The following is a 23279-nucleotide window of genomic DNA, read 5'->3' as shown; positions in this document are numbered from 1 at the left end:
TATAATATATATTATGTAAACTAGAAAAAATAATTAAAATAAAAGTAACCCCCTTTATCTATGTGCTTTCCTTTTTATAGCTAAATGCGCCATTTGGTAAATCAATTCCCAACAACTGCTTCTTTATCCAGATCAACAAACACCATAAGTTTTCCTGAAGAATCTGTCTCGGTATTATTAAATGTAACAGAATAAACTTGATCTTTGTCATAGTCCTTATCAATTAAGGATATGTTTTCATTATTAACTGTTATTTTCTCTACGATTGAATCCTTTGGACTTACAGGAATTAAATCTTGTTCTTCATCTGTAAGGTCATTAAATGCTATCATTTCAATCGACAAATTGTTCTTAGATGGAATCAAATTACAACCCATCAAAATAACAAATAAAAGAATCAACATTGGAGTTAATACTAACTTTTTCAATATTTTCTCCCTCCTTTTCAGAATTGATGGATATACTTGTTGTTTAGTTACTTTATATCTAATAACATTTACAACGTTCGTGTTTTTCCTAAAGTATGCTGTGTTCCGCTGGTGGAGGAATCGCATTTTTGATATATAAATACGAATATTATTATATATATTGTAAATTTAATTCGTTATTTGTTTTTTGAAGCAATGTTAAACAATCAAATAAAATCATTCATTTCAAGCTAACTTAACAATATTAATATTAATATTAATTAGGGAAACCTGGTTGTAATCACACAGTAATTTAACTATATTCTAAAATCTATTCATAAAAAATCAGTGATTTACTGCTATTTCTTATGACGCTAACATTCCTCGTTTCAGATTAAGATTTAACTACTTGAATTCACGAAAAAGACAAAAAGGAACGGTTATTGCCGCTCCATTCGAACTTTGTACCAATTTTGAAAGCTTACAGAGATTCTTTTTTAGCCAATTTAAGTCCCTTATGTAATTCGTTTTGTAGAAGTAATAACCTATAATACAGTTATTGAATTTGAACATTTCACACCAATATCTAGATTTATGTTTCTGAAAAATTGCTTAGGACCAATTTTTCTCTATGTAATACGGTTACTTCGAGAGTAATCATAGCCAATGCTCATTTTCATTTGGATAATGAATGTGATATTTCTTGCAACGCAAAGGCGTTTATTTGGACTTCTTGGTTGTGATGGTTTTTGATTTATTTTCAACGATAAGAATACATCCTTTCGCTTTGTTGGTATAACTTATTCTTCATCCTTTTGGCAGCTAGATCTATAAGGAAAGCTGCCCTTTAGTTTGAATGTAATACTTTATCATTAGATCGTGTAGAAGAAATCCCTTCAATAATTAGCCTTTTCCTTGATCAGTATAATTACAATGAACCAATTTTTGTCGTCGCAATTGCACCTACTTTATTGGCAAAATGAACATACTCCTTTAATTGGCTATCGTCCACTGGCACTCCCTCTTTGTGAAAACGAGATAAAATAGCTGCGAAAAAAGCGTCTCCCGCACCAGTTGTATCTACAGCCTTAACTTTGATTCCTGGAACATCCATTATGTTTCCATCATGTAAAACACATGCTCCCGCTTCCCCCATTGTAATGAACAGAAACGGAATGTTCAGGCTAGACATTTTAACTAGACCTTCCTCCATTGTGCTTGCTTCTGTCAGGAACAGCAATTCATCCTCCGTCACCTTCACAAGATCAGCTCGTTTCATAAAAGAAGAGACCCGCTCCCTGCATTCTTCTTCACTTTCCCAACGCTTTAAGCGAATGTTCGCATCAAACGCCACCAGCATGTGGTATTCTTCTGCATATGCTAACGCCTGTTCTGTCGTTTTTCGTGCTTTATCATTGAAAAGTGTCCCAGAGCTAAAATAAAAGATTTTTCCAACATGAAAAAGCTCTTGCTCTAATTCATCAACGGTTAACCATTCATCCGGAGTCTCGTTCACATATTTATGAAAATATCTGTCACCATCCTCATTAAGATGTATGTACACACTACATACCTTTTTCTCAAAAGAAGGAACACAATAGTCAATATTGATGTTTTCCTTTTTCAGTGCCTTTGCGACAAACAAGCTGTTTGCATCTGTCCCTAATTTACATAAATAATAAGAAGGAATGCCAAATCTACTTGCCCTCACTGCAACATTCACTGTTGCCCCTCCTACGAACTGTTGATACCTTGTATTTGTCTGATCAGCGGAAATAAGATCAACAAATGCCTCACCTAAAGAAATGATTCCTTCTTTGCTCAAACTACTAGTCCCACCTTTTAAACATTCTATAAATTCGATGATTATCATTCTACCAGCATTTTTAAAATTATTCATTATAATTCTGTATCAATATCGGCACGCCCATTGTAAACGAATTTTTCTTACCTATAAAACGAGTGTCTATGAAAGGGTCATAGGCATTCTTCAGAGTTATAAATGCACCCCCACTATGGTAGCGGTCAAATAGCATAAAATAAAAAAACTATTCACACGTATCAGGTGAGTAGATAAATTCTTTTTCTAAAACATTCATTGATCATAGATGTTCTAGATAATTTTTCCCTTTTCTGCCTCTGCTTTCTTCTTCTTTAATTCATCTAAATATACTCTATGTTTAAACGCTTCTTCTCCACCAAAAAAGTCGGCAGGTTCAAAATGCTGAATTCCTTGATATTCAAATCCCATTTTTTGAGACGGGACATAAATATCAAGCGATTGGTTGCCCAACCATTGGACTCTGTATTGATAAATCGCATCAGGGTGCTTTTCTTAATAAGTTGATATAATGACCATTCAGAAATCCATTTTGCTGAGATTTAAAAGTTCTTCAATAGTCTCTGATCATAGCATCTGTATTTCTTCGTCATTCACTCCTATTTGAAACCTATCTCTTCGTATGTTCACATGAATATACTTCACAACCATTAACTATTAATTAATCAAGGCTAACATAATCCTTTCAAAAAAGAAGTTCCTTTACCCTCCTTGACTATCAAGTAGAACCTTTTTTTGGAAGAACTCGCAGAAACTACTGAGAGCTTCTGTAATGAAATGAATGACCAATGGTATTAAAAAAGAAAACTAATTTCGTCTGAGAGCGAATCTCAGACATTAGAAAAATAGATATTTTTGTGAAAGAATCCCCTATATAGAACGAATATTCTATGTTAAAATAGAAGTAAAGATAATTAGGTATTATCAATACTATACATAATAAAATTATAATAAATTTAAATACATATAGGAGTCTAGCTAATGAATGACTTAACTAATTTTAATCATTTGACAAGTGAGCAATATTTAACTCAGTTGCAAAATAAATTAGAACATCGACACTTGCTTGATGAACATCGAAACCTTTCTCTTTCGGATAGTTCTGAGCAAGATTTTTTGGAACTATTTTTTTCAGAAAAAGTATTTACTCCAGATAAGGAGTTTTCCCCACACACGATAAGAGCTTACCGTTCGGATGCCAAAACGTTACTACAATTTTTAATGGAGCATTCTCTGTCTTTTCGAAACATAGGTTTTCCGGAAGTCAAAGTCTACAATAAATATATTAAAGAAAAGTATGCCCCTAAATCTGCTATAAGAAAACTAGAGTTTTTTCGGAGACTATTAGACTTTGGATATGAAACGCAATTTTATAAAGCACATCTTTCCACTTGGATCTCCAAGCCAACATCTAAAAAAGGACACTATATAATAGAAGAAACTCGTCTAGAAGCGGAGCAAACTCGTGTCCAAGTCAGAGAATTGAATCAGAAAGATGCGGAATATCTGATTTCCTGCTTCCCAAAAATTGTGAAAGCAAATACCAATCGTGAACAGTTGGAAAAACGTAATTTATTGATTGGATATCTCTTATATACCACGGGTCTTCGTGCCAGTGAGCTAGTAAGTTTGAATTGGGGAAGTTTTCGTTACAATCGTCAAGGTCATTTATATGCGGATGTGATTGGTAAAGGGAAAAAACCACGATCCATTCCCGTCAAAGATGAGACTATAGAGCTGCTATTCGATTATCGAAAAAGCCTTGGAGAGTCTGTTGAGATAAATCCAGAAGATGTCAATCCGCTTTTCTTCGCTTTATATAATAAGAAAGAACCTTGTGAACATAAAAAACGGTTAACCTATCCAAGCCTTTATAAGATTGTCAAGGAAGCCGTTCATTTGGCAGGAAAAAATTCAAAAGTCTCACCTCACTGGTTCCGACATACCTTTGTCACGATGTTACTTGAAAATGATGTTCCGCTTGCTGTTGTTAAAGATTGGGCCGGTCATTCGGATATCTCGACCACAAATATCTATTTAGAACGTGTGAATCAGGATAACACGCATGTTTATTTAAATAAAGTGAATGTGTTTAAGTGACTGATTTAAAGTATATAAAATAAATTCCCCGTAAACCTTATATACGGGGAATTTGCATTGTCTTTAAAGTCTGTGGATATAAGTCTGATACAAATGAAGAATAGTATACAAAAAAAGTTCATTTCGTCTGAGAGAAAACCTGAAGCATACTAACTCACTGTTTTTTGGTCTATACTAAGTTTTAATAAAATTTCAGCATATTAGTAATTTAGATAAAACGATTATTTCCTTTTATCTAATAATTAATCTATCTTGATACAAAGGAATTTAATAGTATTTTACAGCAGAGCTTATATTTACTACTTTGCAATAGCACCCCCTTAGTAAATAAAATTAATTTTCGAAGGATATTCGGAGATAAAATGATTAATATATATTCTATCGATATTTTTACTAAAATATACTTTTTTGGTTTTTTTATGAAAGACTTCACTATCATTACAGCATTAAGGGGTTCCCAGCATAAATATCCCGATTTTATCTATTAAATAAAAAGATAAAATCGGGATTTATTTTTTACTAAAGTCCACTTATTTTCTAAAAAAATTAAAAATTCTTAAAAGAACTTCTTCAAAGACTAGAATTTTAAGAATTAGAAATTATACTATTTTAAATGTTTGAGAAATTATTATTTTGTACTAAACCACTTTAAGGAGAGATTTACAATGAAAAAAGTTATTAACGGCAGGTCTATAATACGAAAACGGCAGTAAAGATTTATGATTACAATAATAACCTTTTTGTAACTGATTTTGTATTTTACAGCAACTCTATATAAAACAAAAAAGGTGCCTATTTTCTTTTAAGAAAAGGTGGACTCTATGTCTTCTGAAGCACATAGCGACGGGCAGAATACCTTTGGCGGCATGGGTACTGAAGCATTAATTCGAGGAAAAGAAAAAAAGAACGTCTCCTTCCCCTCCATCCAATTGTTTTACCCCGTTATTTCATGTCTATAAAGAAACTCTTTTAGACGTCAATAGAAATCTATACCCATGTAGAATTTGAACAGAAAAAGAAAGCGATTGATTCGTTTAACATATTTTAAACCTTATTTAAAGTTTAAATGAATCCACACAACCATTAAACAACGACTCTAGGATTCATTCCTTTTCTAAATATTAAACCCCGTTGTATTTGACATTGTGCTCTAAACAATATAAAGACACCCCCAACCAAAATGGTTGAGAGCGAAATATAACGTACTTTTGTCTCTCCTAGCTAAGCATGATCCCTTTTAACCAATTACGGGGACGGGATGGACCCACCGGAATTTGAATTAAGCTGGTTTTTCCTTTCGATTCGATTCCATAAAGTTCATCACATTGCTTCGTATCGAATCCTAGCAGTGGATGGCCCCCCATTCCTAAGGCACACGACATCAAGAGCAGGCGTTGTACGAGAATGCCCGCTTCCATCTGTTGAATGCGATATCCTCTATATCCCAATTTCTCTTTGAGGTGATTCTTGTCTCCAACGACATGCATACAGAGTGGAACTTGATACAGATTCACATTGGTCGCTGTTAATCCTAATTGTAAAAACTGCCGGTAATCTCCCTGGGTTATTCCCTGAAGTGCATGAGCGTTTTTGTCATAAGAGTAGGCACCACTTGGAACTCCCTCCACATTATATAAACTGCCATACAAAGAAACACGAGCACAAATATTTCCATGTGTGTCGTCAAGGTCATTCTGATACGTGAAGGAACATGTCTCTTTTAACAAAGTGGCTAGTTGTGTTTGACTCACTTTTCCCATCATAAAATCGATATCAGGAGAATATCGCTTCCTGCAAATCGATGCGAGATCGTATGGAAAGTATTCTGTAACGGGAAGCATAATCATCTCCGTACCTAAGGAAGGTTTCACACTATTATTTTTCTTTATCTTTACAAATGACTGCGTTGTTTCAAACATGGATGTTTCGTTAAGTTTTCTCAAGCTAGGATAATCAACGATCCTCTTTGAACGGTTATAAGAAACATGCTTCAACAATGGCACTTCCCGGCACAATTCTGTAGCAGAAATAATTTCTTCTCGATTATGATTGTTGTCAACGCTATGGATAGGTGGATTAATAGATAATGGGATAACCGCATATACACTTTCATCCTGTTCGGATAGCCCAAGCAAATGATTAATAGACCGATCAAGAAATTGGTAGCAAACCTCTGAAGAGAAACCCATCTGATTGGCTACTTCTAACGATTGCCCAATTATCACACCTGCATCTAACCCTTGCAGCCTGTAGGAAAAATTATTGTATTTATAGAAATTTTTCCAAAAAATTGTCGAGACAAGAACAGTGCAAAAACAGTCAGAAATTTGATAGCTATTTCCAAGACTTCTAGATAAGTAGACATCGTAATTTCCTTCTCGCACCAAAACTAGGCGGTGATGTGCCACATCGTAATGGTAAATTCCTGTTGGAGCGTCCGCAAGCTTTATATACACATATAATTCATTGGGATACAACGCCCCTCCAGAAGGAACAAATCTCCGTACTGACTCGGAAAAGCTCACAGTTTTTTCCTTTGTTCCCTCGTTTAAAGCGAATTGAGAGTATTGAGTAAGACCGTAAATATACCATAAGAAATGACCCAGTTCCGCTAAGCTGGGTTTTAAATGAGCTTCTCTTCTCTTGAGTGCTAACGGTACATCTGCGGTAAGAGGAATCTCTGGTAAGCCGCGGTACAGTTTATAGGGAAGTGGTGCGTCTTCCCAGTCCACCTGCCAATCCGGCGGACAGATTTTATCCGTGTCAAAATGTAAATGGTGTAGAAATGTATCTAGCTCCAAATCTTTTGTCCTCCTACTCTTCTATTATGGAAACGGATGAGGATATGGATTAAGCTGTTCAAACGATAACGGCATCTTCTTAAATCCTAGTTGCATTGGTACCGTAAGCACCCTCTTTAGCCCTTTCACACGGGTAAGGTGATGCCCAAATGTCATTGGTAACATTCCAGGAATCAAGACCTTTACACAAAATAATCCATTTCGTTTGATTATAGGTGTTGTTTGGTCAACCACAATGACTTCGAGGTTTAACCGGCGGAACCTATTAAGAATATCTTGAAGATCATCCTTTAAATCAGTATTTGCTGGCGGCTGCTTGAATTCCTCAGCAAACGTACGTAATGGACGTTGATCATCCAATAAAAAATTCAGTCGTTCCTCTGCTTCTCGCAGACCATACAACATGCCATGGTCCTCCATAGTACGTACTGCGAACGAATTTTGTAACATACTTTCATATTTCTGCCGGTTTTTCTCCAATTTTTCATCATCCCTAAACATCATTCCTGCCAGCTCATAAATTGCACTTTTTACAGCCCGCACTGGATCAGGGTTAGCGCCAGCTGCACAAATGAGGTTTACACCCTTGGCTTTTCTATTTTTTGCCACTGCCCACACGCTTGGAATCTCATGTTCCATCGTAGAATTGTAAAAATAAAGGTCATATCCCGCCACCTCACGTATCCGGTCGGCCATCAGCTGTAATTCTTTATCGTTAGCTGAACTAAGATCAAGACGAGGAAGCGGGAGCCTGGCATACCAGGTTAATAAGAATGAATCTCGCTCGACGACCTCCATAATAGCATGAAAAATAGCTTCCTCTAAACTCCCCCCTAATGCACATCCATTGGAGGTTTCATAAACAAAGCCCTCTCCATAGCCCAAACTGTAATAGGCGAGTAACTCTGGAACTAAAATAGGGCGTTCTTGTATGAACGAATAGCCCCAAACCCAATTCATTGGATCATCAGGATTAAACGGTTTAAACGGAAAATGAGGCTTTTCGTATTGATCCTTTTCATGTAAACCGACTATTGTAGGATTTAGTGCTTGATTTTCTAAATTATGATAACTATCCCGAACTACCTTTCTTTTGCCTCGAGGCTCAATTCCGCAATATCGTTCCAATCCTTCCAAAATAGCAGTTGACTCACTCATTTCATAAGAATTAGACCTTCCCGCTACTCCCTCATCTGCTCCAAACAGTGGCATGTTCATTAAAACATCAGCAAAGGGCAGCGTGAAATCTTGCATTTTTCCATTCAGGATTCCAGTACGATTATCAAGATAATCTTTGACAAGCACTGTTTGTAATTCATCCATTGAACGGCAGCGATAACCATCACCATTTAATTTAGGACTAGATTCTAACCTAATTTGAGCTAGTTCCGGTGTGTCATCAGGTATTGAACTGCACAACGGGCACAATGGATCAAGCATGAAAAGGTGACTTGAGTTCTTCAACGTTCTCAGATTAGTAATGAACACTCTTTCTTCTAAGGTGTTGGGTTCACCTTGAAGAAACTGCTGTACTTCTTTACATATCAAAGTTGCCATTTGCGATAGTCCCGTTCGTGATGCCCATGCATCTCGCTGTACACTTTTTCCTGAAACCATTCTCATCTGAAACTGCCACATTTCTTGGCGATCAGGCCCAGCTATAATTCGCCGTATGTCAGCACAGCGAGAACATCCGATCGTATCGGGATGTACTAATGGGCCAATGACTCCTTCGCCAAATGAAACAAACCCTCGAAGCCAAGGGATACCTGTGCCCCTTAACTTTTCTTCCGCTTTTTGATGAACCGATGGATGCCAGGCATCATTCAGCACCAGAGCTAATTTTGTTTCTTTAGGAACAACTTCTAATATGCTTTGACGTGTTACGGGAAAATTTCCGGACAATTGATCATAGACAAAATCCGCCAATAAACCATGTCCGTCAATTAAAATATGGGCAGTCATTAGGATTCCTCCTCTCGTACCTGCACACCAAACACCCCTGCCAGTTCTTGCTTTAAAAAAGGTTCAAATGCAAGATCATAGACAAAGAGCCTTTTGCTGTTTCCGTTCAGGATTTGAAGAGAGGATTGTAATAATTCCAATTGTGTTATTTCTTCACAAGAAGGGATTTCGAGTTTACCTTCCTTTTCTTTCAGAGAAACAGCTGATTCCGTTTCCCGATCTGTTGAATTCACCTCGTTTTGAGTATCCATAAGCGCTTGTTGCAATGCACTCCGTAAGGCCAACGTTGTATTTAAACCAGCGCTAGTGTACCGACGGCTCTGCGACCTTACACATACCACAGGGAAGCCTAGCAATTCATTTTCCAGACCGATTGTTGGTGCACCATTTAAGGTAGTCAGGGCATTTAAATAGTACCTGCAGCGAGGATCTTCTATCTTTTCCAGTTGTACATGAAAATTCGTATTTCGCTGATCGATCCTTCTGTTTTTCAATTCCTCCTCTAAATGGGCTTGCAGACCACGACAAACAGCCTCTTCAATTGTTTCTCCTGCACCAATGCCGATAAATCCCTCTGCTATGTTCACATCATCTTTATCTTTCTGATCGCTTGCTTCCTTGATCATTTGTGAAACATACATTTCAATACCAATCAGTCCGGCTTCCCTTTTTACCTCCTCATGTGTAAAACCCGAACAGACAACCTCTGTCAAAAGGTCTGCCGGTCCCTCTGACACTGGATTTACTGCCTGAACATAACATTGCGAAAGAGGAAGCTGTTTCAAGTTTCGTTCCTCCCAGGTATGGAAAATCCCTATTTCATCTGAAGTTAATAGACTGAAGTATTCCAAGAGGTTTTCAGACGTTTCCTTTTTACCCCGTTCTTTCTTGAGCATTATATCAAGATCTTCAACCAATCTAGGTGAAACACGTCTATTCTTAACCAATGGATGTGTGATGAATGAAATCCAGTCTCCTTTTTGCGTTTCAAGACCAAGCAGGTAAATTTGATTATTCTGCCCTGTAATTCCTGTAGCCTTCTTGAAAAATTCGAAGACAATGATATTCGCCAAAAGTGCCCCCGCTGTTGATGAGTAGGCTTGTAACTGCCGATCTTCTTGCAGCGTAGATTGATGGATGCGGCGCCATGCGGACTCCCAGCATCCATCCGATTCCGGATGCACCAAAGGACCCGCAAGCCCCACTTGATCTAAACAGATAGCGGGTAGAAATACCTTTTTTTGTTCTTTGCAAACCATGTTTAGATTTCTAAGTTCTTTTACATTTCCATCCTGAGAGACATATAGAATCCAATCATATGGCTGCACAGCTTCTTGCAAAAAGCCTCTGCCCTCCCTTTTTTCAAATGGTACCTGTTCTACCTCCACCTCAGAGTCAGCCTTGTTGGCATTGTGTACCAACTCATTGATCCTCAACAAATTTGTTGACACTGAATCCGTCACCATGAAATGAAATTTGGGAAGTCCCGATTCAATTAATGCAGAGACCAATGAAACCATAAAGGGACCAGATCCGACGGCTAGTACTTTTGCCTGACGGTATTCTTGAAAACGATATCCACCTGAATCTACAAAATTCTCGATAAATTCAATTTGTGAAGCATTCTTTTCGAGAACTTCTGCTTTTAATCGATGTGGACGATCTTGACTTGCATCTCGAACAAAGCCATTCTTGTACAACGTTTCTCCAATCTCATATACCCTGCTCTGATACGGGGCTGTTAATCCTTCTGTTAATTCTCCCAATGTATGCTCCCCGTTGAACATCGGTACCAGCTTTTCAATCCACTGATAGATTGTACCGCCCTCCATACGGAATGAGCTTTCGTTATTCCGAAAATACACACCACCTTGTGGATCAGGTAGATAAAATGTATCCCTTTTTACCTTGGGACGTGAGTATGAGTTCAGTTTCTTCATTCAGCTCCTCCTTAATCTCTAATCGCTCCTAATTATGCACTACCATTTTATGTTCTTTTATTTGTCCATTATGATTAACAAAAAAAAGAAGTGCTCCTGCGGCATGCAGGGGCACTTCCTTTCATAAAATAACCTAAATTTTTTTGAAGAACTACCACCAATCTCCCAACAGCTAAATAAAGAAGCCCCCAAAACAGCCAAAACAGCCGAAACCACAACCGCCACAACGAAAACCGAAACCGCCACAACGACCAAAACCGCCACAACGACCGCAACCGCCACAACGACGCATATCGCTATACTGGAACGGTTCTTGGCGATAATCTACAGGCATTACCTCACCAACTTGATAATTACCCATTTCCAACATTTGTAGATCATTATGAAAATTATACATTTTATTCTCTCCTTTATATTTAATAATCAGGTTAAATACCTGAACAGAAAGCTGAATGAAGATAATTTGTGTTTTTTATATTTGAGACCATCAGATACCACATGTACTCTCTTCAACAAAGTATGATTTTTTTAGGTGGTTGTTACTGTATTAAGAGCCTATTTCACGTTGAAAGATACGATAAATGAGCAAGATACACAAAATTTCAAAGGTACACTGAGTTGTGCTATGTAGTCATAGTATTTTTCAGGCAATAAACAAACTCCCAACCAAAATGGTTGAGAGCCTTGAAATGTAGCTATTAACGTTTTGAGAACTAAGGAGCACGAGGTGTACCTTTAAGTCCGTATTTTTTTACGTTCTTTTATATGCGCATATAAGAAATATGAAATAAAACAATCATTTCAAAAACGAGGTCCAATTTTTATTGAAATCCACCACAAGCTTACCAGACATACTCTCACTCCTTTTTTGTATCCCTTTTTAGTGTTTTAAATATCTTTATGCCATTTTGGGATGAACATCTTATTTGTATTTTCATATTTTATACAAATAAGAATTGAAGAAGGTGATTCTAATTGGTAGGTCGATATATTTAGATTTTTTGTCCAAATTTGGTGTTGGAGGGGCACACCCTGGTGGCATTGATCTAACCAAGGAAATACTTAAGACTGAAGAAATTAACAAAACTTCCCGCATTTTAGATGTAGGGTGTGGTACTGGCCAAACAGCTGCCTATCTAGCTGAACAATACGGAGCAAAAGTAACGGGGATGGATATTAACCCTATAATGGTGGAAAAGGCAAAAAACAGAATGAGGAAATACCAATTACCAGTGGAAATTATTCAAGGCTCAATAGAGAAATTTCCAGTAAAGGATGGGAATTTTGATTTTATTATTTCCGAATCTGTTCTCTCTTTTGTAAATAAGCCAACAGCTCTTAAAGAAATATTTCGATTATTAAAAAGCGGTGGTCGTTTTATTGCAAATGAACTTACCACTAATAAACGGCTTTCCCCAACTAGTGAGGAAGAAGTAAAACAATTTTATGGATTAGATTCCGTCCTTATGGAAAAGGATTGGATCACTTTACTTGAACAGACTGATTTTAAAAATATAAAAATTCGCATGCAAAAACAATCTATGCTCCAATACAATACAAATTCAGAATTCCAGTACTCAGAGTATATTGAACCTGAACTTTACGCGGTAATGCATGAACATTTTAATATAATAGTAAAGTATGAGGATGTTTTGGGCTATAGAATATTTTCATGTACTAAATAGTTGGTTTTTAGAGCTTTAATATGGCTTTGTTTATGCATCGCACCCGTTAGATTTCCTGTAGATTGTTAAATTTCAGCTTTGAAAAAAATAAAGCCCCTCAGTAAGATGATTATACACACATAACACAAAATCAATCTTAGGAGAAAGCTCTACTATGAAGTTCAAAATGCAAGACAAACAAAATCAACTAATTTAAAGAATTTCAAATCATCATCTCGTTGTTGGTGTGGATATAGCACAAGAAGTTCACGTCGCTCGTGCTGTTAACTTTCGTGGGATTATAGTCGGTGATCCACTCTCTTTTAATAATAATGAAGTTGGTATGGAACCAACGGATCATTACTGGATTAACCTATCAAAATGGCCATATGAACAAGATATTGAAGTAGTAACTGTTAACCCCCATCTTGTAAAGAGGAACAAAGAAAACCGAGAAAACTCCCAATCAAAAAGAGATAAAAGAATGGATCTTATTGCCCTGATAAAGTGCAACCTATAAAAACATTGGCTGCATTAAGAGTTCGAAAAGGAAAAGGGTTAAATGAATTTGCGAAGGATCTTCATATGTCAGCAGGATATTAAAGAAAATTAGAAACAAGATTTTCCCTTTCGAGAGGTTCTCATGTTTAAGACAATGCCACATGATAACCCTTTTCCTACTAAGCTCTTGTTTTCAACTCACATTTCGCGCTCACATCCAAGTTAATCATTTTTAGACCCAGCCCCCCTATAGACTATATACTTCCTATATTCAGCAAATGGAATACTTTGGTTTTTTTTCAATTTGTTCCTCAAGTTCAAAATACACAACCATATAAGTGATTATTACAAATCCACTTTTTTATTAACATCAAAATCCCCCATTATGGCACCTTTGAATTAAACCCGTTATTGAACAACTCGGTGTTGGAATAACAATTAGCCATTCGAATGAATAATAAATGTGGAATATATATAGTACAAAAGATGACTAGCCGAGATGCTGGTAACATCTCGGCTAGTAACCATCCAAAGTGATTGATTGCTCCTAAAACTTAATGTTTATTGTGTTTAGAAAATCTCCTGCTTCTCTTGGATGAATAGCATGTGGTTTTCTTTTTTTGTTTTTTAGTGGAACACTTTTTTAAAAAATAGATTAACGTTTGTGCAACGATTGTCTTAACCTGTTGTAATTCTTTCAAGCAGATTGAAAATTAAATTTTTCCAATCTGACTTGCATATAATTTTGATGATCTAACTTCAATTGTCACTTTCCCTTTTTCTTTATCTACACTTGCCTTTAATAATAGTGGTACATTTACTGTATTTTCAAATCGAAAATCAGGACCTCCCCATGATACAGTTGCATCTCTTCCCTTAGGGACATAGCCAACATGGAGTGAATGATTATGATGCTCCACATACTTGATCTTTAATTTGTCCACTGCATTGTATAGTGTAGAGGATGTCTGACAAATTCCACCGCCAATCCCTGCTACCATTTGCTTATTCACAATCTCTTTTGCTTTTTGATATCCTCTTACTTCAGTCCGTTCTCCTACAGCTGTGTTGAAGGAAAAAACATCTCCGATTCCTAATATAACATTATCAATAGCTTGAGATGATAACTCAATATTTCGGACTCTTCCGGTCACACTTGGATCAAAACTAGTCGTGAACGAACTTATCACCACTTCATCTAACGTATTTACTTCTTCAAGCTTATATCCAGATTCAAACACCGTTAACGGTAATTCAACCTGCCCCCCTTTTGCTGAGGCGTCCATAATTCGATTCACTAATTCATCTTCTGATAAGATTACACGTGGCGTTCCTTTGATGATTACTCCGTCCGCGCCAATTTTATCAGGGAACATTCTCTTGTCATAACCATTTTCAGATCTGGCTAAATCTTTTACCCAATCGGAAATAACTTTCTTATAAGTTTCGACATTCTTCTGAAAGTCCATTTCCATTGGATTTATTCGCTTAATTACTTTTCCTGTATTTGGTTCTAATATGGCTACTTCAATAGCTTTTTTTGCTTCCTTTTGATCCAGATTAGCTTGATACTGTTCAATGGCTTTTTGTTGTTTTTTTACTTTTGTCTCCAACTCTTTTATTTGCTGCTCCAACTGTTGCTCATTCCTTACCTCTTTACTACAGCCGCTCAACGCTATGAATCCAACTAAACTACCTAACAATAAACCTATCGTAGCCAATTTACGCAAACTTACATCCTCCTACTTAAATATCTCTTTATGAATACAATTGGATCGACCCTTTATTTATTTATTTATTTATTTATTTCTTCGTTTTTAGATTGACTTTTTCAATATATTCAAATGGCCTTTAGTGTATTCCATATAAACTTAGCTCAATAGATAGTAGGAAATTTAATCAAACCTTAAATGCATGACTTCGGTCTAAATTTAAGGTTTACTCAATATTTTATAAAAAGGTATTGTAAATAAATTCTAATAATAAGGAGAGTACAAAAGATGGTTACAATTCATTTTTTTGAAAATAAATCTATAGTATTAAGTCAGCTGCTAAAACATATTCCTTCTGTGGATGAGGATATAAAAATTAAAGGTCGCAAAGGAAAAGTTTTAAGTGTTAAGAAAATTGAAGAAAACATAGTTCATGTACATGTGATTTTTGAACAAGTTAATAAAAATCAACCAATATCAAAAGATACTAAAAAGAAAAAACGATAACTTATCTCAATTCCTCTTATTTGTAGAATAAATATAAAAAGCCCCACCTTACAGAAATGTAAAGTGGGCACAACAACGAGAATTTTCAGCTTTAACTACAGAAGCAATCTGAATTGCTCTAATGCATTTTTTAGTTCATTATTCATTATTCCGATATTCCTGATCAATGAATTGGAGATCTGAAACTAATGAAAGATATTTCTGCTCTTTAGATGATAACTCCCGCTCGTCCTCTTCCAACATATCATAATAATCAAGTTAATCACCGTTCTCTAATTTATGGTGATAGTTTACCGATATCGCTTCATACACATCATCTAAATCTAACATAAGGTCATCCGCAACCATAAACGGCACTTTGCCTATTTTATCATATTGGAAAAATACGGGAGTGCATTCTAAATCAGCGTTCATTGCATAGCTATTCCCCATATGTTCGAAAAATAAATATTCTTCCATTTTTATAAATACGATCAATGTAACTTTTAACGATTTCATATAGCGATTAGGACCCGATCCTTCAAAAAAACACTATTTATCTCCCCTGTTCTGCCTGCCTTTTTACAATCTTTACAAATGTTTTGTCTATGTCCCTTTTCCCTAAACTTTTCGTTAGCTCGATAACGTTCACAAGCTTTACAATAATCGCCGCGTTTTTTCTTTGCCATCTAAAACTCTCCGAATCATACTTTATATAATTAACTACCTTCCTATCGAAAACGCTTTCAAGTCCATCTTAAACTATTCATATCATGTTAGTTTCTATGTAATAATGGCCGGCTGAGTAATAATTTTGTATTCCCATTACGACCGTATTAAAATGCCAAACTATTTTTGCACAAGGTCGCTTTTGAATAGCTTTGATAGATTCCCTTATTTTTATCAGTGCGTTAGATTTTACCTTTTTCGTCATATTGGACTGCGCTACAAAACCTATCCTTTTTTTAGCTCGGAATGCAAATCCAAGAGGAGGGGTTCAGAAAAGGACGAGTTTTGGAACACAGAAGGTAGATGAGTCTATAAATGTACAAACGAAAAAGCATCACCAAAAGTGGACAATGCACTTTTGGTGATGTTGGGTATTATATATACCATTTTATCACATTGAAATCAGAGTGAATTATTATCTGGGATTAAAGTTGGTGCGTATATCTCTAATATATTACGTTGAATACTATAATAACGGTAAGTACCTTCTCTTCTTACAGTTAGTAAACCGCAATCTATTAATAATTTTAAATGGTGAGTTAATGTAGAATTAGCTTGAATATCTAGCTTATTAGCCATTACTGCACAAGCCATTTCCGGTTCAGAAGCTAATGCTTTTACGAGTCGTAAACGAGTTGGCTCACCAAGTGCTTTATATACTTTTACTGCCACTTCATCGTTCACATTCAAAACCTCTAATCTGTTTTAATTTCAATATTTATAGAAGTTACTATACACTTCTTTGTGCTTATTTTTCAACAATTAAAGCTTGAACCTCTTTAAACCATTTTATAGAGTTTTGGAAATTTCAGATCAAGACCTCTGTGTTAAAAAAACAACAAGCGCACTTTAGGACGAAACCTTTAAAATGCGCTTGTTGTTTAACATTACATGATTTTCTTAGGATGATTAAGACAATTAATATCAATTCAAAGTGCCTAACCAAGCGTCAACAGTCTGCACATCTGCTTTGATAGGTAATACCTTTTCGATAAGAACACGTTGAACTTCAGGATCATGTTCAAGACATGCATCCGAAAGTACCTTCAATGTAGATAGAACAACACCACTTGTAGAAATCCCAGTGAGAACAAGTGTATCGATTTGTTGTGATCGAAGGATGACTTCGAGATTGCTACCAGCAAATGAGCTAATTCGATAATTCGTCACAACCGATTCGTTTGGTTTAGGCTGTACAGATTCATGAACTTGTGTTTCTGGATCGGAGACAGTCGTAACGCCAACTCTATTTTTAACTGCTGAAATTAACTTGTTGTGTGGGTTGACCTCTGGATAACCCTCGCTAAACGCGACCCTGACATGAATAACTGGAATATTATTTTGACGGGCAGCTTCTACAGCTTTGTGGAAAGGTTGAAGAATTTTTGTATCTCCGAAATGAGATACAATACCATTTTGTACATGCATTACTAATAACACGGTTTTATTATTTTGATTTTGCATACGTTGGAACTAGGTTAAAATTAAACGTAGAAATCTCTTATTGGATCTGTCGCTTGAACGTATGTACAAGAGTACTTTATCTAATAATCTCTCAGTTTATCGTTCATATTTCTTAACCAACTTATAAAAATCCAGCTTCTTTACGCCTATCTCTTGCATAGCCTTCACAGCCGTCATTTCTCCTGATTTCTATTGATCATATACTTGTTCAAACTCTTCCGTAACGGTGGCTTTCGGTCGACCAAAAGCTGCGCCATGTTGCAAAGCTAAGTCAGTCAATGCTCTCACGCAAAGAATCTGCAAAACGAGATCGGCAATAAAAATTAATTTTCATCAACAATTTCCTTCAATATTTCATATGAACGTTTTTGTTTATCTGGATCAAAAATATAAGAAACCACCATCAGCTCCTGAACATCATATTTTTCTTGAAATGCTGTCAGCTGTCTACGGATAGAGTCTTTACTGCCTAATAGCATGATATTCGACTTGGATTGGGCCATTTCTTTTTCAGCGGAATTCCAAATTTCATCCATGTTATCAACAGGCGGCTGTAACGGTGTTTTCGTCCCACGGATAACATTTAGGAAAAATTGTTGCATTGTGGTTGATAGTTTTGCTGCCTCCTCATCGGTTTCGCCTGCAATCACATTTAAGCAGACTATCATGTAAGGACGGCTCAAATACTTCGATGGCTGGAAGCGTTCATGATAAATCGAAATGGCTTCCTCCATATATTTTGATGCAAAATGGGAAGCAAATACATAGGGCAGACCCAGATTTGCTGCTAAGTATGCGGAATCAGTGGACGAACCCAGGATATAGATTGGGATATTTGTACCAACACCTGGATAAGCTTTCACATAACTTTGCTGTTCTTCCGGACCAAAGTAAGTAAGCAGGGACTTAACATCCTCCGGAAAGGTATAGACAGAATCATTTTTTGAACGTCTCAGCGCGCTTGCAGTCAGTATGTCTGTACCAGGAGCTCGACCAAGACCAAGGTCCAGTCGATTGGGATAAATCGTGGCCATTGTTCCAAATTGTTCGGCTACGACTAACGGCGAATGATTCGGTAGCATAATACCGCCTGATCCGACACGAATGTGATCGGTATGTTCTAATGTATGTTTAATCAAAATAGACGTGGACGAACTGACTAGGGTTGGAGTATTATGATGCTCTGCAATCCAATAGCGTTGATATCCCATTTTTTCTACAGCCTGCGCAAGATCTACCATTGCATCAATGGCCTGTTTCATATTTTGTCCCTGGCGGATGGGGACGAGATTTAATACAGAAATCGGTATATTTATATTTGCCATTTATATCATCCTTTCATATTAATACTATAGTAATATTAAGAAGATAGATAACAAACTAAGATGGTTATCCACTCTATCATTCCTCGAAATAAAATATTTACACGTAAGCTCCTCAACGTTATTTTCTACAAAAAGGTCCAAACGGATATACCTCTTTAAAACGTTGATAAGGTTACATTCACAACCTGTTTAACTTCGAGTTATATAAGAAGTAAGCTTCCACGTAGTACTTGAATGACGCATTTAACTTGCGAAATCTTTATTTCTATATTTATATAAATATAGAAATAAAGATTAAAAATGGAGCGTATTTCTCTAATCTCGTACGTAGCAGACTATAGTAACGGAAGTACCTTCTTTTCTTACTCTTAATCAACCACAATCGCTTAATAATTTTAAATGGTGTGTTAACGTTGAATTAGCTTGAATATCTAACTTATTAGCCATTACTGCACAAGCTATTTCTGATTCAGAAGCTAATTCTTTTAAAAGTTATAGACGGGTTTGCTCACCTTTCGTTATTATTTCTACATTTATAGAAATAACAATACTCCTCGTCGTCGTTATTTGTCAAACATTAAAAACCAGATCATTTTAAAGTCATTTTTTAACCCCTTTCAAAAATATCTACTTATTCAATAATATGGCCAGATTGTGAAAGATCAAAGGGCGTTGAACCAGTTCGTTAAAGAAGGGGGAGGTTCTGAATGTATGATTATAATTATTTTCGAACATTGAAAAGACCACCAATTTGGTGGTCACGCTGTCGAATTAAAGCACCTTGTTAGCCATCCATATAGCCCTGCTTCACCACAGTTTGTGTAAGAAAATATCGTTCTTACATGGTAGAAGAAAACATGCAGTTTAAACCCGCTCCTGTGTAATCACTAAATTTTTGAAAGTTTTCATATACAAGTTCTAATGCTTTTTCCGTTACACTTTGAGAATACAATTCCGTTGTTTCATTTTAGGTAATATTGTTTTTAGCTCAATTAAGTCATCTATTACTAAATCAGCCTGAGCGAGTTCATCTTCCTGTGCAAAATCAAAATTACATCCAATTGCAATTAAACCATTATCTTTGGCCGCATTAATATCAGATAGACGGTCTCCGACTACAGCTGCTTTTTTTATATCATATTTTTTTATAATTGTTTTAACTAATTCTCCTTTATCGAGCGTTTGAATTTGTTGAATACTAAATGTTTCAGTAACCCAATTATCTAAATTATAATGACTCACAATTGCTTTTAAATATTCCGTTAAACCATTACTCGCTATGTAAATGGAACAATTATTCTCTTTTAAATAACTGAAAATTTCCTTTACATGAGGATATAAGGCACCTTTCCCACTCCTTATGTTTTCAACTAATCTTTCCAGAAAATAAGCATCCGTTTGTTCTCTTACTTCATTGGAATGGTTAGGTAACAAAGCTTCCCATACTTTCGGTAAAGGTACACCCATAATTTCACGGTATTTATCAATAGGGGTTACTGTATCCCATATATTTAGTGACCGTAAATGATTAAAAGTATCATCAAGTGATAATTCTAAAATTTTATCTGTTTGAAATAGAGTTCCATCCATATCAAAAATCAGTGATTGTAACATTGCTTTCTCTCCCTTTTTCCCCTTGCTAAATAACTTCTAATAAAGTGTAACATATAGGCAGGATAACTTAACCAATCCCTATCTAATTGCTTAGTTTATTACGTACAACCCTTCACAATCTCAATAGAGTGAAGCCTATTGGTACATAATCAAATCAACGTTAGATAGGAATTCATAATGTCTCATATTGCTTGTATCAGAATACTTATCGTTGTAAATTTGATTTCCTGACTCTACCCTTTGCTCTAGCTGCCGTCAATACACCTTTCGTTCTTTCGCTAATGATATCACGTTTTAATTCAGTTATGCTGGCTAGCAATCTGAAGAAGGATCTTCCTTTAGCCGTTGATATGCCTGATTGGAGATCTATAAGCATTTACCAATAAAACATCATCTGGTCTTAGCTCTAACTCTTCCGTACAAATAACCCCAAATAATAAACTTTTAATATTGAATCGTTTACAATATTATTAGATAGAAAGCATTTCGATATAATAGTAAAGAGGAAAGGAAGAATTGTGCCTTGCATGAATAATAAAAATGCGGAAAGAAGATCATTTTTTCAATGGATTCATTTTTTAATCCCTTATTTATACACTACGGGAATTATTCTGATTTTAACATGGATGACGGTTGCCTCCCTTCTAATTGGTATTAAGACTATCAATGAGAATCCAGAGAAACTCTTTTTACAGTCAGAAAAGAATGTATCCTCTGTACATACGCCTTCTAATGCACCATCTTTAAAAAGCGATGAAACAAAACCGGACGTTCTAGCAGTTGAAAATTCTTTAAGCAGCAATACTCCAGAGAAGGAAACGTGGTTAAATATTTTAGTTAAACCTATTGTAGAATCAAACTTTAATAAAATTATCTTTCGAGGTCTCTTTTTACTTTTAATTTGGATGCTTTTATTTTTGATCATTCCTGTTGCCTTTAAACGCCTAAAACGATTTAAGTTTTTCAATATGGAATTTGAAGTAGATGATATTGAGCAAGCAGCAATTGAAACTGTTGAAATCAGCGGAACTAAAGCTAAACTAATGGCCTATTTAGCTAGTGATCATGCTGCTGGAAGAACGCTAGACTTTTTAAATGATTCAATTATTGATTTTAAAGAGGTATTAGAATATTTTTTAGCAGAGATTCAAGCGGGATACAAAAACCACCCACTCCATGCTACATTTTCATATAGTGTATACAATGGATCTGTACCTGAAGAGTTAAATGAATTAGTCGAAGAAACTAAAGAAACAGGGGAATCTGCAATTTTCAACAAAAATAATCAAGAAAACTTATTTAAAAAGAATTATCTCGTTTTCTATTTTTGTTACGGCGTAGATGAATATGTTACTGTTATTAGCAGTTATACATATCCTTTTGACATTTTAGACAGATACCTTTTCGAACTATTACATAATACGATCAGTAAGAATATTGAAAATATCGAGTATATGGTGGCTTTGACAAGCAATGATGGTAACGTTGGAAACGGAATAGGAGTCTAGTCTTGACGAATGAAAGGTTATTCATATATCATTGAATAAAGGAGTGATCTATATGGAAAGCGCTAAAACTCCAATTAGAACACAAGATATTAGAGATCGGGCAAAAAGAAAATTGGGTGAAACAAGTACTAATCGGAATGCTAAACAAACTAATCAAGTAAAAATAACTGGTAGTATAGTTAGACCCATTCATGTTAGTAAAACGGATCCATTAGTAATAAGAATGACGCAATACAAAAAAATCAACTAATATTATCATCCCCCGTTTATACAATTAAGCGGGGGTCTATTTATTATTTAAATGTTTTGAATATTTTTTAGCAAGGTCTTGCATAATTGGTGAGCGACCTACTAAATCAGCTGGTCGTTTTATAGGTAAATCTCCAAGATTAATTTCACGTATACTCTTAAATTTCTCCCCTTTTAAATACCTTTCATATATCTTAGATATCTGCATAATTTCCCACTCACTTTCTTCGTAAGCATGATCAAATTTATTATCTTATTATATTCAACCCACTTCTCTTTCTATTCACACCAACAAAGAAAAAGTGGTCAGTTTCAAACAACACGCTTAATCTGCTAATGGTTTTATTTTATATGTGCCTTTTCGTATCAAAGCAGGGCTGAAAATTAAATTTTGATGAATTTCCTTTCAGTCAACTTTCAATTAATCTAAAGGCAAATATTGAAGGGGGGATACGCATGATTAAAGTCGTAAATGATGTGGACATTTTGCTAGTAGACGAAAGGAGAGAATTCGAGGAACAGGTTTTGATCTTGGCCTATAGGAACAAGGTGTACTTTCATAAGCTCATTCTTGTAGATTTGCGTATGGTAATAGTAGTTGGACAAATTGAGCCCAGTTGGATATACGTAATCAAACAGGTGGGTATCGAAGATTATCGTATCAATCGGGCATCTTATTGTGAAGTTGTGCGCGAAATTCACAGTCGCGTCGAATCATATTTAGAAGAAACTTATGGTGGTAAATTTAGTCGTTACATTTTGGCAGATCACGAATATAACGTTTACGTTCAATTGATTTAAACTCAAGACAAAATCTGTGTATTGTTGCGAGTTTGATAGAAGGGCAAGGGACCAGGTAAAAACACGAAATAGTTCAGATAATGTGGAGAAAATATTAAATAACAATGGATTTTTAGTATCAAAAAGCAGTGTAAATTGACTTGAAATTAGCATACGATTTAACACACAAAACG

General features: G+C 35.7%; 20 protein-coding genes and 2 pseudogenes. 8 read left to right on the top strand and 14 right to left on the bottom strand.

Features of this window, described 5'->3' with window-relative positions; genetic code table 11:
• Positions 1–101: 101 nt before the first annotated feature.
• From AC625_RS11985 to AC625_RS11975, 3 genes are all read right to left on the bottom strand, one after another.
• Positions 102–428, bottom strand: a complete 327-nt coding sequence (locus AC625_RS11985) for a hypothetical protein (protein WP_049681477.1) — start codon at positions 426–428, stop codon at positions 102–104.
• 907 nt (positions 429–1335) lie between these two features.
• Positions 1336–2232, bottom strand: coding sequence for a carbohydrate kinase family protein (locus tag AC625_RS11980; protein ID WP_245644991.1), 897 nt, complete (start codon positions 2230–2232; stop codon positions 1336–1338).
• A 288-nt stretch (positions 2233–2520) separates the two neighbouring features.
• Positions 2521–2700 carry a hypothetical protein gene (locus tag AC625_RS11975; RefSeq protein ID WP_049681476.1) on the bottom strand — a complete coding sequence of 60 codons (180 nt, stop codon included), beginning with the start codon at positions 2698–2700 and terminating at the stop codon, positions 2521–2523.
• Between the two features lie 528 nt (positions 2701–3228).
• On the opposite strand from AC625_RS11975, the gene AC625_RS11970 reads away from it, so the two are divergent.
• On the top strand, positions 3229–4347 hold the full coding sequence (locus AC625_RS11970) for a tyrosine-type recombinase/integrase (RefSeq protein WP_049681475.1): 1119 nt from the start codon (positions 3229–3231) through the stop codon (positions 4345–4347).
• Between the two features lie 821 nt (positions 4348–5168).
• The gene (locus AC625_RS27285; protein ID WP_180320096.1) at positions 5169–5306 is read left to right on the top strand and encodes a hypothetical protein; all 138 of its coding nucleotides are present in this window, start codon (positions 5169–5171) and stop codon (positions 5304–5306) included.
• A 258-nt stretch (positions 5307–5564) separates the two neighbouring features.
• Here the strand turns inward: AC625_RS27285 and AC625_RS11965 are convergent, their stop codons facing one another.
• The 4 genes from AC625_RS11965 to AC625_RS11950 form a co-directional block, all read right to left on the bottom strand.
• Complete coding sequence (locus AC625_RS11965) at positions 5565–7148, bottom strand: SagB family peptide dehydrogenase (protein WP_049681474.1); 1584 nt, start codon at positions 7146–7148, stop codon at positions 5565–5567.
• Between the two features lie 24 nt (positions 7149–7172).
• On the bottom strand, positions 7173–9113 hold the full coding sequence (locus AC625_RS11960; RefSeq protein WP_049681473.1) for a TOMM precursor leader peptide-binding protein: 1941 nt from the start codon (positions 9111–9113) through the stop codon (positions 7173–7175).
• A complete protein-coding gene (locus AC625_RS11955; RefSeq protein ID WP_049681472.1) occupies positions 9113–11053 on the bottom strand; it encodes a putative thiazole-containing bacteriocin maturation protein in 1941 nt (646 codons plus the stop codon). The genes AC625_RS11960 and AC625_RS11955 overlap by 1 nt, the downstream gene beginning before the upstream one ends.
• Positions 11054–11225: 172 nt before the next feature.
• On the bottom strand, positions 11226–11450 hold the full coding sequence (locus AC625_RS11950; RefSeq protein WP_049681471.1) for a heterocycloanthracin/sonorensin family bacteriocin: 225 nt from the start codon (positions 11448–11450) through the stop codon (positions 11226–11228).
• A 568-nt stretch (positions 11451–12018) separates the two neighbouring features.
• Between AC625_RS11950 and AC625_RS11945 the strand changes: the two genes are divergently transcribed.
• Together AC625_RS11945 and AC625_RS27765 are read left to right on the top strand one after the other, a co-directional pair.
• Positions 12019–12738, top strand: coding sequence for a class I SAM-dependent methyltransferase (locus AC625_RS11945; RefSeq protein WP_245644990.1), 720 nt, complete (start codon positions 12019–12021; stop codon positions 12736–12738).
• 199 nt (positions 12739–12937) lie between these two features.
• Positions 12938–13213 (top strand): annotated as a pseudogene (locus AC625_RS27765) (IS110 family RNA-guided transposase); the annotation flags it as partial.
• A 718-nt stretch (positions 13214–13931) separates the two neighbouring features.
• On the opposite strand, the gene AC625_RS11935 reads toward AC625_RS27765, so the two are convergent.
• Positions 13932–14948 (bottom strand): VanW family protein, encoded by a 1017-nt coding sequence (locus AC625_RS11935; protein ID WP_082191062.1) that lies wholly within the window; start codon positions 14946–14948, stop codon positions 13932–13934.
• 270 nt (positions 14949–15218) lie between these two features.
• On the opposite strand from AC625_RS11935, the gene AC625_RS11930 reads away from it, so the two are divergent.
• On the top strand, positions 15219–15437 hold the full coding sequence (locus tag AC625_RS11930; protein WP_049681469.1) for a hypothetical protein: 219 nt from the start codon (positions 15219–15221) through the stop codon (positions 15435–15437).
• Positions 15438–15695: 258 nt separating this feature from the next.
• Here the strand turns inward: AC625_RS11930 and AC625_RS11925 are convergent, their stop codons facing one another.
• The 6 genes and pseudogenes from AC625_RS11925 to AC625_RS25835 all read right to left on the bottom strand — a co-directional run.
• Positions 15696–15935: a hypothetical protein gene (locus AC625_RS11925; protein WP_049681468.1), complete on the bottom strand. Its 240-nt coding sequence runs from the start codon at positions 15933–15935 to the stop codon at positions 15696–15698.
• A 612-nt stretch (positions 15936–16547) separates the two neighbouring features.
• Positions 16548–16829 (bottom strand): ArsR/SmtB family transcription factor, encoded by a 282-nt coding sequence (locus AC625_RS11920; RefSeq protein ID WP_049681467.1) that lies wholly within the window; start codon positions 16827–16829, stop codon positions 16548–16550.
• A 240-nt stretch (positions 16830–17069) separates the two neighbouring features.
• Positions 17070–17609 (bottom strand): cysteine hydrolase family protein, encoded by a 540-nt coding sequence (locus AC625_RS11915; RefSeq protein ID WP_049681466.1) that lies wholly within the window; start codon positions 17607–17609, stop codon positions 17070–17072.
• Between the two features lie 323 nt (positions 17610–17932).
• Positions 17933–18934, bottom strand: coding sequence for an LLM class flavin-dependent oxidoreductase (locus AC625_RS11910; protein ID WP_049681465.1), 1002 nt, complete (start codon positions 18932–18934; stop codon positions 17933–17935).
• A 933-nt stretch (positions 18935–19867) separates the two neighbouring features.
• Positions 19868–20548, bottom strand: coding sequence for an HAD family hydrolase (locus tag AC625_RS11905; protein ID WP_049681464.1), 681 nt, complete (start codon positions 20546–20548; stop codon positions 19868–19870).
• A 232-nt stretch (positions 20549–20780) separates the two neighbouring features.
• Positions 20781–20897 (bottom strand): annotated as a pseudogene (locus AC625_RS25835) (recombinase family protein); the annotation flags it as partial.
• 178 nt (positions 20898–21075) lie between these two features.
• On the opposite strand from AC625_RS25835, the gene AC625_RS11900 reads away from it, so the two are divergent.
• The 3 genes from AC625_RS11900 (at position 21076) to AC625_RS11890 (ending at position 23106) form a co-directional block, all read left to right on the top strand.
• Entirely contained in the window at positions 21076–22056 is a 981-nt protein-coding gene (locus AC625_RS11900; protein ID WP_049681463.1) for a hypothetical protein, read from the top strand.
• A 52-nt stretch (positions 22057–22108) separates the two neighbouring features.
• Complete coding sequence (locus AC625_RS11895; protein WP_049681462.1) at positions 22109–22306, top strand: hypothetical protein; 198 nt, start codon at positions 22109–22111, stop codon at positions 22304–22306.
• A 455-nt stretch (positions 22307–22761) separates the two neighbouring features.
• Positions 22762–23106, top strand: a complete 345-nt coding sequence (locus tag AC625_RS11890; RefSeq protein WP_049681461.1) for a hypothetical protein — start codon at positions 22762–22764, stop codon at positions 23104–23106.
• The last annotated feature ends 173 nt before the right edge of the window (positions 23107–23279 follow it).

The organism is Peribacillus loiseleuriae (genome assembly GCF_001183985.1).
Classification (GTDB): domain Bacteria; phylum Bacillota; class Bacilli; order Bacillales; family DSM-1321; genus Peribacillus; species Peribacillus loiseleuriae.
Note: the sequence above shows the minus strand (reverse complement) of the source record. Positions and strands in the feature narration are given on the sequence as shown.